This window comes from Streptomyces griseorubiginosus, from assembly GCF_036345115.1.
Classification (GTDB): domain Bacteria; phylum Actinomycetota; class Actinomycetes; order Streptomycetales; family Streptomycetaceae; genus Streptomyces; species Streptomyces griseorubiginosus_C.
In genome coordinates this window covers 5,186,675-5,198,560 of record NZ_CP107766.1, presented here as the reverse complement: position 1 = coordinate 5,198,560, position 11,886 = coordinate 5,186,675, and the positions used below count along the sequence as shown (strand labels likewise).

Sequence of the window (11,886 nt, the reverse complement as noted above, 5' to 3'; positions counted from 1 at the left end):
CCGGCTACTTGAGCAGCGGGAGCGCGGCGAAGTCGTACGCCTCCCACAGCCGCCGCGAGACCTCCTCCGGGTAGGGCCGTACCTCCGGCTCCACGTCCAGGACCTGCGTCAGCCGACCGCTCGACGCCTCGTACGCCGGCCAGCCCGGGTCCCCGCCGCGCGCGAACGCCGTCCACGCCGACTGGAAGCGGGCGGTCAGTGCCTTCGCCTCGGGCGGTACCCCGGCCCCCATGAAGAGGAGGCCGCCGAGGTCGGCCTCGTACGTCCCGAACAGCAGCGGGATGTCCAGCCCGTGGCACGCGCCCAGTGCGCCGCCCAACGCCGGTGCGGGCCAGGTCAGTTCGTAGACGTGGGCCCGGCCGCCTCCCGCCACCTGCGCCTCCGCCAGCCGCTGGGACGGCATGTTGAACAGCCAGTCCGTCTGGACGCGTTCGTAGAGCTCGGTCGGCGAGGCGTCCGGGAAGGCCGCCCGGTAGGCGCGCTCCCCGTCCGGGCCCGGTGCGAACATCCGCAGCGCCGCGGCCGCCTGCTCCTCGGTGATCTTGCCGAGCCGCTCGGCCATGGCGAGGAAGAGCCGGTACTCGTCCCGGTTGTGCCCGACGAGCAGCTCCACGTCCCGCCCCGCGCCCGCCGCCAGCGCCTCCCACGGCGTGCACGGCAGCACCTCGCCGTCGACGACCGGGGAGAAGGGGGTGACGGTGGGGGCGACCTGCCCCCACCGGTCGTCGTACTCCCGCATCCGCAGGCTCAACCGCTCACCGGCCGCCGGGAGTTCGAGCGGACCCACCTCCGACAGCGCCGCGGCCGTCGGCGCGGTCCCGGCCTCCTTGCCGATCTCCGCCGCGATGTCCCGGGCGAGCTCGGCGGAGAAGTACGTGCCGGGCACGCTCTGCGCGATCGCCCGCCCGAACAGCCCCCGCGCGCTCGGCATCGCCAGCAGGGACGCCACCGACCCCGCCCCCGCCGACTCCCCGAACACCGTGACCTGGCGCGGATCCCCGCCGAACGCCGCGATGTTGTCCCGCACCCACTCCAGTGCGGCGACCTGGTCCAGCAGCCCCCGGTTCGCGGGCGCCCCCTCCAGCAGGGCGAACCCCTCCACGCCCACGCGGTAGTTGAGGGTGACGACGACCACGTCACCGGCGCGGGCGAGGTGCTGGGCGTCGTAACCGGGGCTGCCCGCGTGACCCAGCTTGTAGGCGCCGCCGTAGATCCACACCATCACCGGGCGGCGGGCCGCCGGGTCCGTGCCGGGCGTCCAGACGTTGACGGTCAGCCACTCGTCCCCTGTGGGTGCGTCCAGTACGGCCGTACGGCCCTGGAAGCCCGACTCCTGCGGGGGCGGCGGCCCGAACGCGTACGCCTCCCGGACCCCCTCCCAGTTCCGCACCGGCCGCGGCGCCTGGAACCGGGCCTCGCCGACCGGCGGTTCGGCGAACGGGATGCCCCGGAAGACTGCCAGTCCGTCCTCGGCCCGCCCGCGCACGGCACCGGCCGCCGTACGTACCTCGAGATCCTCGGCTGACGTCATCGTCGAACTCCTCACGGGTCGGGGCTGCTTCACCTCACTTCAGCCCACACCTCTTGCGTGAGTCAACCAAGTCGGTCAGGGTCCGTGCTCCTCCACGACCGCCCGGGTGCGCTCCTCGTCCAGCTGGTACACCGTCTCGTGCGCCCGCGGGTCCCGCGCGTGGAAGGTGTGGAACATCGGGCTCGCCGGCCCGCCCAGCTCGACCAGCGAGGCGGAGGCGCCCCGCACCGCGCGCTCGGTGCCGTAGGGCGTCGTCAGGTCGATCCGGTTGACCACCCCCGGCGTCACCCACACCGGCACCGACCCCAGCATCCCGAAGAGCTGGAGGTGGTAGTGCCCGGTCAGGACGACCCGTACGTCACTCCCCCGGATCGCCGCCGCCAGCTCCTCGGCGTCGAGCAGTCCGAAGACCGGCTGGGTGACGGACAGGCCGAGGCTGATCGGCGGGTGATGGAAGGCGAGGACCGTGCCGTACTCGGCCGGGGTGCGCAACACCTGGCGCAACCAGTCCAGTTGGGCCGCGCCGATCCGGCCGTACACCTTGCCCGGCACGAGCGAGTCGAGGGTGACGAACCGGTAGCCGCCGACCGTGCTCACCGCGGCCCGCTCCGCCGCGTCGGTCTCCAGCACCGCCTCGGGCTCGGCATGCCCGCTGCCCAGCACCTTGCCGAAGGCCTCGCGCTCGTCGTGGTTGCCGGTGGTGTAGAAGACGGGGGCCGCCAGGGGCCTGGCGAACTCCCCGACGAGCTCCCGCACCGCCGCGTACGCCTCGACGTCCCCCGCGTTGGCGATGTCCCCGGTGACGACGATCGCGTCGACGTCCCGCAGGTGCCGCAGCTCGGCGAGCATCAGCCGCAGTGAGTCGGTGGCGTTGACGCCGTTCCTGTTGGGAACGTCGGTGCGCTCCACATGGGTGTCCGAGAGCTGCACGATCCGCATGTCACGCCACGGTAGCGGCAGTCGGGGACCACGTCAGCGGGGAGGACGGCCCCGGAAAAGGCCGCCCTCCACCGACCCACGGTGAACCGGAATCCGTCAGCTCAGCGACTTCAGCGCCGCCGCGTCGTACGGCTGGAGCTCGTCGAAGCGCCCCGCGAGCACCTTCGCCGCCCACTGCGGGTCCTGAAGGAGCGCCCGCCCGACGGCGACCATGTCGTACTCCTCGCGCTCCAGCGCGTCGAGCAGGTCCTCGATCCCCTTGACCGGCGACCCCTCGCCCATGAACCCGCGGATGAAGTCCCCGTCGAGCCCGACCGAGCCGACCGTGATCGTCGTCTTCCCGGTCAGCTTCTTCGTCCAGCCGGCCAGGTTGAGGTCGGACCCGTCGAACTCCGGCAGCCAGTAGCGGCGGGTGGAGGCGTGGAAGGCGTCCACACCGGCGGCGGCCAGCGGCGTGAGGATCGCCTCCAGCTCCTCCGGCGTCTCGGCGAGCCGCGCCTGGTACGCCTCCTGCTTCCACTGCGAGTACCGGAAGATGATCGGAAACTCGGCCGACACCGTCTCCCGTACGGCCGCCACGATCTCCGCCGCGAACTTCGTACGGGCGACCGGGTCACCGCCGTAGGAGTCGCCCCGCCGGTTGGTGCCCGCCCACAGGAACTGGTCGAGGAGGTAGCCGTGGGCGCCGTGCAGCTCGACACCGTCGAAGCCGATGCGCTCCGCGGCGGCCGCGGCCTGCGCGAACGCGCCGATGACGTCGTCGAGGTCGCGCTGGGTCATCGCCTTGCCGGTGGGCTCGTCGGCGCCGATCCGCAGGCCCGAGGGGCCGACGGCGGGGGCGTCGGCGTAGGGCGGCTGGCCCTGCTCACGCACCATGCCGATGTGCCACAGCTGCGGGACGATGGTGCCGCCCGCCGCGTGCACCTGCTCGGCGACCTTCGCCCAGCCGGCCAGCTGCTCCTCGCCGTGGAACCGCGGGATGCGGTCGCTCTGCCCGGCCGACTCGTGGCCGACGTAGGTGCCCTCGGTGACGATCAGGCCGACTCCGGCGGCCGCGCGGCGCGCGTAGTACGACGCCACGTCCTCGCCCGGGACGCCGCCCGGGGAGAACGCACGGGTCATGGGCGCCATCGCGATGCGGTTCGGGACGGTCAGGCCGTTGATGTGGGCCGGGCGGGAGAGGATCTCGGCGGCGCGGGAGGCGGCCGGGGTGGCAGCGGGGGCGGTCACGTGGGGGTACTCCTCGGTATGTGCATACGCATAGACAAGTCCCCAACATCAACAGTCACGGGCGGCGCCGCATTTCCCCTCGGTCCGTGACCCCGCCCACACATGACAGAAGCCCGCCCCACATCTCGTGGGACGGGCTTCTCGCGGAGCGCCGGGCAGGCCTTGCACCTGCATTTCCCCGCAGGAAGCGGGGCGTCTTTCCTTGGACCACCAACGCGTAGTCGACCGACGGGAGTTCACGTCGGGCGGCTCGTGATCAACTATAGCGCAAGAAAAGACCGGGGGCGGCCACCCCCTGTTCCCAGGAAGGGCCGCCCCCGGCAAGGACGTTGATCAACCGTCAGGCCTCACGGCCCGGAGTCGATCAGAAGTCCATGTCACCGCCCGGCATGCCGCCACCGGCGGGCGCGGCGGCCTTCTCCGGCTTGTCGGCGATGACGGCCTCGGTGGTGAGGAAGAGCGCGGCGATGGAGGCGGCGTTCTGCAGAGCGGAACGCGTGACCTTCGCCGGGTCGATGATGCCTTCCTTGACCAGGTCGACGTACTCGCCGGTCGCGGCGTTCAGGCCGTGGCCCGGGGTCAGGTTGCGCACCTTCTCCACCACGACACCGCCCTCGAGGCCGGCGTTGACGGCGATCTGCTTCAGCGGGGCCTCCAGGGCGAGCTTGACGGCGGCAGCGCCGGTCGCCTCGTCACCCTCCAGCTCCAGCTTCTCGAAGACACCGGAGGCCTGGAGCAGGGCCACGCCACCACCGGCGACGATGCCCTCCTCGACGGCCGCCTTGGCGTTGCGCACGGCGTCCTCGATGCGGTGCTTGCGCTCCTTGAGCTCGACCTCGGTCGCGGCACCGGCCTTGATGACGGCGACGCCGCCGGCGAGCTTGGCCAGGCGCTCCTGGAGCTTCTCGCGGTCGTAGTCCGAGTCGCTGTTCTCGATCTCGGCGCGGATCTGGTTCACGCGGCCGTTGACCTGGTCCGAGGAACCGGCACCGTCGACGATGGTGGTCTCGTCCTTGGTGATGACGACCTTGCGGGCGCGGCCCAGGAGGTCCAGGGTCGCGTTCTCCAGCTTGAGGCCGACCTCCTCGGAGATGACCTCGCCGCCCGTGAGGATGGCGATGTCGCCGAGCATGGCCTTGCGGCGGTCACCGAAGCCCGGGGCCTTGACGGCGACGGACTTGAAGGTGCCACGGATCTTGTTGACGACCAGGGTCGACAGGGCCTCGCCCTCGACGTCCTCGGCGATGATCAGCAGCGGCTTGCCCGACTGCATGACCTTCTCCAGGAGCGGGAGCAGGTCCTTGACGGAGCCGATCTTGGAGTTGGCGATGAGGATGTAGGGGTCGTCGAGCGACGCCTCCATCCGCTCCATGTCGGTGGCGAAGTACGCCGAGATGTAGCCCTTGTCGAAGCGCATACCCTCGGTGAGCTCCAGCTCCAGACCGAAGGTCTGGGACTCCTCGACGGTGATGACGCCTTCCTTGCCGACCTTGTCCATCGCCTCGGCGATGAGCTCGCCGATCTGGGTGTCGGCGGCGGAGATGGAGGCCGTGGAGGCGATCTGCTCCTTGGTCTCGACATCCTTGGCCTGCTCGAGCAGGGCGGCGGAGACGGCCTCGACGGCCTTCTCGATACCGCGCTTGAGGGCCATGGGGTTGGCGCCGGCGGCTACGTTGCGCAGGCCTTCCTTGACCAGGGCCTGGGCGAGCACGGTCGCGGTGGTCGTACCGTCGCCGGCGACGTCGTCCGTCTTCTTGGCGACTTCCTTGACCAGCTCGGCGCCGATCTTCTCGTACGGGTCCTCGAGCTCGATCTCCTTGGCGATGGAGACACCATCGTTGGTGATCGTGGGGGCGCCCCACTTCTTCTCGAGGACGACGTTGCGGCCCTTGGGGCCGAGCGTCACCTTGACGGCGTCCGCGAGCTGGTTCATGCCGCGCTCGAGGCCGCGCCGCGCCTCCTCGTCGAACGCGATGATCTTGGCCATGTGAAGTGGTCCCTCCAGGACTGGGGGTGATTCCTTCGGACCGCGCCCGCGCCCGCGACGGACGGCTCGCACACCTCGTGGGTTCCTTCCCCACCCGGCCTGCGGGCCTCACCGACCCGGTCCTTCGTTGTCACTCTCACCTTCAGAGTGCTAACGCCAATGATTAGCACTCGACCCCTGCGAGTGCAAGCGCCTCTCGGGTACTGGCCAGGGCACGGCGCGGCCCCCGGCGCGCCCCCGGGACATGCCGAAGGGCCCGTACCCATGACTCCCCATGGGGTACGAGCCCTTCGTCGAAGAAAAGAAGAACGACGCTGTTGTTACCCGGCGCGTGCTTCAGCCAGTCGCGAGACGGACCATGTCCGCCTGCGGCCCCTTCTGACCCTGCGAGATCTCGAACTCGACCCGCTGGCCCTCTTCAAGGGTGCGGTAACCGTCCATCTGGATCGCGCTGTAGTGGACGAATACATCCGCACCACCGTCGACCGCGATGAAGCCGTACCCCTTCTCCGCGTTGAACCACTTGACGGTGCCCTGAGCCATGCCTAACTCCCCTATTACTGGCCCTTGCACGGATCCGCACTTCGCGGATCCGGGTCAGACCTCACCCCCCACATGGTTGGGGGCGTGCGCCGGAACGCGTCGACCGCGGCTGAATGTATCTGTCCAACTGCCGTCTGCAACAGGTCAATCGGACGAGAATTCTGGACGGAAGGGGTCCGGAATGTAGTGAGAATTCGCCCGAATTCGGGGCAAGTCGGGCCCCATAAAGGGCGCATAAGGCACATAAGACGCACACACTTTGGCTACTTCTCATCGCATGTGGAGCGAGAACTCATATGCGTGCGGCAAGGAGAATGCCGCTGGTTCCCCAACTGTACCGCGCTCAACCATAGAGAATTGCCCCCTCCGCTTCTCTCACGGAGGGGGCAATCAGTTGAACACTCGGTAATTACTGTTACCGAAGGTAATGACCAGTCATACGGTCACCCGCCGGCGACCGCCGGGATGATCGAGACTCCGGCCCCGTCGGGCGTCGCCGTCTCCAGCCCCTGCTCGAAGCGCACGTCGTCGTCATTCACGTACACATTGACGAACCGCCGCAGCTTGCCCTGGTCGTCGAGAACACGGGCCGCGATACCGGTGTGGTTCTTCTCCAGATCGGCGATGACCTCGGCGAGGGTCCCACCCTCGGCCTGCACCTCGGCCTGACCGCCGGTGTAGGTGCGCAGGATGGTGGGGATGCGGACGTTGACGCTCATGCGAGGCCAGCCTCTCGGAAAGAGTCGAGGTTCGGACGGATCGTGGCGGTGAGCCCGGTACCGGCCACCGCGTCCAGGGTCTTGAGACCGTCGCCGGTGTTCAGCACCACCGTGGTCTTCGTCGGGTCGAGGACACCGTTCTCGATCAGCTTGCGGGTCACACCCACGGTCACGCCACCGGCGGTCTCCGCGAAGATGCCCTCCGTGCGCGCCAGCAGCTTGATCGCGTCCACGACCTGCTCGTCGTTGACGTCCTCCACCGCACCCCCCGTACGCCGGGCGATGTCCAGCACATACGGCCCGTCCGCCGGGTTCCCGATCGCCAGCGACTTGGCGATGGTGTTCGGCTTCTGCGGCCGAACGACGTCGTGCCCCGCCTTGTAGGCGACGGACACCGGGGAGCACCCCTCCGCCTGCGCGCCGAAGATCTTGTACGGCTTGTCCTCGACGAGCCCGAGCTTGATCAGCTCCTGGAGCCCCTTGTCGATCTTCGTGAGCTGCGAGCCGGAGGCGATCGGCACGACCAGCTGGTCCGGGAGCTGCCAGCCGAGCTGCTCGCAGATCTCGTACGCCAGCGTCTTGGAGCCCTCGGCGTAGTAGGGCCGCAGGTTGACGTTGACGAAGCCCCAGCCCTCGCCGGCCGGGTCGCCGATCAGCTCGGAGCAGAAGCGGTTCACGTCGTCGTAGTTGCCCTCGATGCCGACGAGCTCGCCGCCGTAGATCGCGGCCATGACGACCTTGCCCTGCTCCAGGTCGTGCGGGATGAACACGCACGAGCGGAAGCCGGCGCGGGCGGCGGCGGCACCGACCGCGCCGGCGAGGTTGCCGGTCGAGGAGCAGGACAGGGTGGTGAAGCCGAACGCGCGCGCCGCCTCCAGGGCCTGCGCGACGACACGGTCCTTGAAGGAGTGCGTCGGGTTGCCGGAGTCGTCCTTCACATACAGTCCGCCGGTGACGCCGAGCTCGCGGGCGAGGTTGTCGGCCTTGACGAGCTGGGTCCAGCCGGGGTTGATGTTGGGCTTGTCCGCCACGTCCGCGGGGACGGGCAGCAGCGGGGCGTAGCGCCAGATGTTGGAAGGTCCCGCCTCGATCTTCTTACGGAGTTCCTCGGTTTCGTAGGCCGAGAAGTCGTACGCGATCTCGAGCGGGCCGAAACACTCCTCGCAGGCGAAGACCGGGCCGAGCGGGACGCGGTGGCCGCACTCGCGGCAGCTCAGTGCCGCGGCGGGACCCAGGTCGACGGAGTTCGTGGTGCTTGCAACAGTCTGCGCAGCCATGGAGGCGAGGCCCTTTCTCCTCATCTTCCTCACGACGCGTTTCGCCGTGAGACGGATTTGGCACCTTCCCTAGCCGGGAGCCTCGCGGAACGATCAACAGTGATCTACGAGAACCGACTGGAGGGTTGCCGGGGCTTCATCGGGCCGTATCCCTCTGCCCCTCTGGATGAGCGGTATGAAGTTGTGGTCGGCGGGCCGTCCAGGACATGCGATGGTCACCCGCGTTGTTCAAGACTGTAACCGACAACCAGGACAGTTGAGATAGTCCGTCCGAACCGCGAGACGGATCACACGGACCACACACGAAGGAGCCGCCTACGTGCTGGAAGAAGTCGAGCGCTGGCTGAGCACCCGCTCCTGGTCGGTGACCGATCGCCCGCTCCACCAGATCATGGCCGCCAAGCAGCGCAGCGGGCAGACGGTCAGTGTCGTGCTGCCCGCGCTGAACGAGGAGGAGACCGTCGGTGACATCGTCGCGGTCATCCGTCACGACCTCATGCAGCAGGTGCCCCTGGTCGACGAGATCGTCGTCGTCGACTCCGGCTCCACCGACCGCACCTCCGAGGTCGCGGCCGCGGCCGGCGCCACCGTCGTGCACCGCGACGAGATACTCCCCCACCTGCCGGCCGTGCCCGGCAAGGGCGAGGTGCTGTGGCGCTCCCTGCTGGTCACCCGCGGGGACATCGTCTGTTTCATCGACGCCGACCTGAAGGAGTTCTCCTCGGACTTCGTCTCCGGCATCGTCGGCCCGCTGCTCACCGATCCCGGGGTCGACCTGGTCAAGGGCATGTACGACCGTCCCCTGGGCGGCGCCGCGGGCCAGGGCGGCCGGGTCACCGAGCTGATGGCGCGCCCGCTGCTGAACATGCACTGGCCGCAGCTGGCCGGGTTCGTCCAGCCGCTGGGCGGCGAGTACGCGGCCCGCCGCAGCCTCCTCGAACAGCTCCCGTTCCCCGTCGGGTACGGCGTCGAGCTGGGCATGCTGGTCGACGCGCTGCACCTGGTGGGCCTGGACGCCCTCGCCCAGGTCGACGTAGGCGTCCGCAAACACCGCCACCAGGACGGCCAGGCCCTGGGCCGCATGTCGGCGGCGATCTACCGCACGGCCCAGCTCAGACTGGCCCGCGGCCACCTGATCCGCCCGTCCCTGACCCAGTTCGAACGGGGCGAGAACGGCTTCGAGCCACGGACGTACTCGGTGGACACGGAGGAACGCCCGCCGATGGTGGAGATCGCGGAGTACGCGAAGAGGAGGGTTGCGTAGAACGCGCCCCATAGGGGCGCGGGGCTGTATCGATATGCGGCTCCGCCGCGCGGGCGCGACCAGCCCCCACCACCTCGCAGCCGAAGACGAGACGGGAACGTTTGAGCGGTTGCACCCCGGGCTAGATGTCGAGGCATGGCTCCCTCGCACACCGCCCACGTACTGGTCGCATCCAACAGAGGCCCCGTCTCGTACGAGGCCCAGGAGAACGGCGAGCTCACAGCGAAGCGCGGCGGCGGCGGCCTCGTCTCCGGCCTCTCGGCCATCGGCCCCGACGCCGGCGCCCTGTGGGTCTGCTCGGCCCTCTCCGACGGCGACCGCGAGGCCGTCCGGCAGGGCGTCGGCGAGGACGGCGTGCGGATGCTCGCGATCCCGGCCGACGTGCACGCGGACGCGTACAACGGCATCGCCAACTCGGTGCTCTGGTTCGTCCACCACCTGCTCTACCAGACCCCGCTGGAGCCGGTCTTCGACGCGGAGTTCCGGCGCCAGTGGGCGTCGTACGAGACGTACAACCGCGCCTTCGCGGAGGCGCTGGCGGAGGAGGCGGCCGAGGGGGCGGCGGTCCTGGTGCAGGACTACCACCTGTGCCTGGTGCCGGGCATGCTCCGCGAGCTCCGCCCCGACCTGCGGATCAGCCACTTCTCGCACACGCCGTGGGCGCCGGTGGACTACTTCCGGATGCTGCCGGACGACATCGCGGAGCAGCTGCTGCGGGGCATGCTCGGCGCCGACCGGCTCGGTTTCCTCACCCGCCGGTGGGCGGACGCGTTCACGGCCTGCTGCGCGGCGGTCGTGGACGGGCTCGGGGACACGCAGGTCGGGGTGCACGGGCTGGGTGCGGACGCGGACTTCCTGCGGGAGCGGTCGCACGCGGCCGATGTCGAGGAACGCATCGTCGGTCTGCGCGAGGAGATCGGCGCGGGCCGGAAGACGATCGTGCGGGTGGACCGCACCGAGCTGTCGAAGAACATCGTGCGCGGGCTGCTGGCCTACCGGCGGCTGCTGGAGTCGCGGCCCGAGTGGCGGGAGCGGGTCGTGCACGTGGCGTTCGCGTACCCGTCCCGGCAGGACCTCGCGGTGTACCGGGACTACACCGCCGAGGTGCAGCGGGTCGCGGACGAGATCAACGAACAGTTCGGCACCCCGGGCTGGACGCCGGTCGTCCTGCACGTCAAGGACGACTTCGCGCGCTCGCTCGCCGCGTACCGGCTGGCCGACGTGGCCCTGGTCAACCCGATCCGGGACGGCATGAACCTGGTCGCGAAGGAGGTGCCGGTGGTCTCCGACGAGGGGTGCGCACTGGTGCTGTCGCGGGAGGCTGGGGCGCACGAGGAGCTGGGCGAGGACGCGATCACGGTCAATCCGTACGACGTGGAGCAGACGGCGGCGGCTCTGCACGAGGCCCTGACCCTGCCGGCCCACGACCGCGCCGAAGGCGCGAAGCGGCTGGCCGCGGCGGCCACCGCGCTGCCTCCGGCCCAGTGGTTCCTGGACCAGTTGAACGCGCTGAAGGCGCTGGACGCATGAGCCTTCCGACGCCCAGCACCCCCGCCGGCCGGGACGGTCTCCAGGCGCTCCTCTCGCACCCGCGCGGCGCCGTGATCGGGCTGGACTTCGACGGGACGCTCGCGCCGATCGTGGCGGATCCGGAGCGGGCGCGAGCGCACCCCGAGGCCGTCCAGGTCCTCGCCGCCCTCGCCCCGAAGGTGGCGTCCGTGGCGGTGGTCACGGGCCGCCCGGCCGAGGTCGCGGTGCGCTACGGCGGCTTCGCGGGCGTCGCCGGTCTGGAGCACCTCACGGTCCTCGGCCACTACGGCGCGGAGCGCTGGGACGCGGCCACGGGTGAGGTCACGGCACCGGAACCGCACCCGGGGGTGGCGGCGGTCCGTGCCGAACTGCCCGCCCTCCTCGACGGCACCGGCGCCTGGATCGAGGAGAAGGGCGGCCGGGCGGTGGCCGTCCACACCCGCCGGGCCCCCGACCCGCAGGCCGCCTTCGACGCCCTGCGCACCCCGCTCACCGACCTGGCCGTCCGGCACGGCCTGATCGTGGAGCCCGGCCGGCTGGTCCTGGAGCTGCGGCCACCGGGCATGGACAAGGGCGTGGCCCTGCTGACCCACGTCCGCGAGCTGTCCGCCACCTCCGTCCTCTACGGCGGCGACGACCTCGGCGACCTCCCGGCCTTCTCCGCCGTCGAAGACCTCCGCACCACCGGCACCCCCGGCCTCCTGGTGTGCAGCGGCAGCGACGAGGTCACGGAACTGCGCAAACGAGCGGACCTGGTGGTGGACGGCCCGGAGGGCGTGGTGGGGTTGCTGCGCGACCTGGCGGACCGACTCGGCTGACCCGTCCCACCACCGGACGGCCGGCGCACCGACTCTCACCCCGGTGCC

10 protein-coding genes and 1 riboswitch are annotated in these 11,886 nt (G+C 70.3%); of the genes, 3 read left to right on the top strand and 7 right to left on the bottom strand.

Annotated elements, in window-relative coordinates; all coding sequences use genetic code 11:
- Window positions 1-4: 4 nt before the first annotated feature.
- From OHN19_RS23535 to thrC, 7 genes are all read right to left on the bottom strand, one after another.
- The gene (locus OHN19_RS23535) at window positions 5-1,531 is read right to left on the bottom strand and encodes a carboxylesterase/lipase family protein (RefSeq protein WP_330266071.1); all 1,527 of its coding nucleotides are present in this window, start codon (window positions 1,529-1,531) and stop codon (window positions 5-7) included.
- A 75-nt stretch (window positions 1,532-1,606) separates the two neighbouring features.
- Window positions 1,607-2,470, bottom strand: a complete 864-nt coding sequence (locus OHN19_RS23530; protein WP_330266070.1) for a metallophosphoesterase family protein — start codon at window positions 2,468-2,470, stop codon at window positions 1,607-1,609.
- A 96-nt stretch (window positions 2,471-2,566) separates the two neighbouring features.
- A complete protein-coding gene (locus OHN19_RS23525; RefSeq protein ID WP_330266069.1) occupies window positions 2,567-3,700 on the bottom strand; it encodes an NADH:flavin oxidoreductase in 1,134 nt (377 codons plus the stop codon).
- 364 nt (window positions 3,701-4,064) lie between these two features.
- Window positions 4,065-5,687 carry a chaperonin GroEL gene (gene groL / locus OHN19_RS23520; protein WP_164431322.1) on the bottom strand — a complete coding sequence of 541 codons (1,623 nt, stop codon included), beginning with the start codon at window positions 5,685-5,687 and terminating at the stop codon, window positions 4,065-4,067.
- Window positions 5,688-6,023: 336 nt separating this feature from the next.
- A complete protein-coding gene (locus OHN19_RS23515) occupies window positions 6,024-6,230 on the bottom strand; it encodes a cold-shock protein (protein WP_007382895.1) in 207 nt (68 codons plus the stop codon).
- Between the two features lie 443 nt (window positions 6,231-6,673).
- Entirely contained in the window at window positions 6,674-6,949 is a 276-nt protein-coding gene (locus tag OHN19_RS23510) for a MoaD/ThiS family protein (protein ID WP_020122860.1), read from the bottom strand.
- Window positions 6,946-8,226 (bottom strand): threonine synthase, encoded by a 1,281-nt coding sequence (gene thrC, locus OHN19_RS23505; protein WP_330266068.1) that lies wholly within the window; start codon window positions 8,224-8,226, stop codon window positions 6,946-6,948. The genes OHN19_RS23510 and thrC overlap by 4 nt, the downstream gene beginning before the upstream one ends.
- A gap of 17 nt (window positions 8,227-8,243) precedes the next feature.
- A riboswitch (SAM riboswitch) is annotated at window positions 8,244-8,399 on the bottom strand.
- 146 nt (window positions 8,400-8,545) lie between these two features.
- On the opposite strand from thrC, the gene OHN19_RS23500 reads away from it, so the two are divergent.
- The 3 genes from OHN19_RS23500 (at window position 8,546) to otsB (ending at window position 11,838) form a co-directional block, all read left to right on the top strand.
- A complete protein-coding gene (locus OHN19_RS23500; RefSeq protein WP_330266067.1) occupies window positions 8,546-9,490 on the top strand; it encodes a glucosyl-3-phosphoglycerate synthase in 945 nt (314 codons plus the stop codon).
- Between the two features lie 135 nt (window positions 9,491-9,625).
- On the top strand, window positions 9,626-11,020 hold the full coding sequence (locus OHN19_RS23495; protein WP_330266066.1) for a trehalose-6-phosphate synthase: 1,395 nt from the start codon (window positions 9,626-9,628) through the stop codon (window positions 11,018-11,020).
- Complete coding sequence (gene otsB, locus OHN19_RS23490) at window positions 11,017-11,838, top strand: trehalose-phosphatase (protein WP_330266065.1); 822 nt, start codon at window positions 11,017-11,019, stop codon at window positions 11,836-11,838. Before OHN19_RS23495 ends, otsB begins: the two co-directional genes overlap by 4 nt.
- The last annotated feature ends 48 nt before the right edge of the window (window positions 11,839-11,886 follow it).

Bases quoted from the DNA above. Each gene is read 5' to 3' on its own strand.
- groL (WP_164431322.1), bottom strand. From the start codon at position 5,687: ATGGCCAAGATCATCGCGTTCGACGAGGAGGCGCGGCGCGGCCTCGAG.
- OHN19_RS23495 (WP_330266066.1), top strand. From the start codon at position 9,626: ATGGCTCCCTCGCACACCGCCCACGTACTGGTCGCATCCAACAGAGGC.
- OHN19_RS23530 (WP_330266070.1), bottom strand. From the start codon at position 2,470: ATGCGGATCGTGCAGCTCTCGGACACCCATGTGGAGCGCACCGACGTT.
- OHN19_RS23535 (WP_330266071.1), bottom strand. From the start codon at position 1,531: ATGACGTCAGCCGAGGATCTCGAGGTACGTACGGCGGCCGGTGCCGTG.
- otsB (WP_330266065.1), top strand. From the start codon at position 11,017: ATGAGCCTTCCGACGCCCAGCACCCCCGCCGGCCGGGACGGTCTCCAG.
- OHN19_RS23515 (WP_007382895.1), bottom strand. From the start codon at position 6,230: ATGGCTCAGGGCACCGTCAAGTGGTTCAACGCGGAGAAGGGGTACGGC.
- thrC (WP_330266068.1), bottom strand. From the start codon at position 8,226: ATGGCTGCGCAGACTGTTGCAAGCACCACGAACTCCGTCGACCTGGGT.
- OHN19_RS23510 (WP_020122860.1), bottom strand. From the start codon at position 6,949: ATGAGCGTCAACGTCCGCATCCCCACCATCCTGCGCACCTACACCGGC.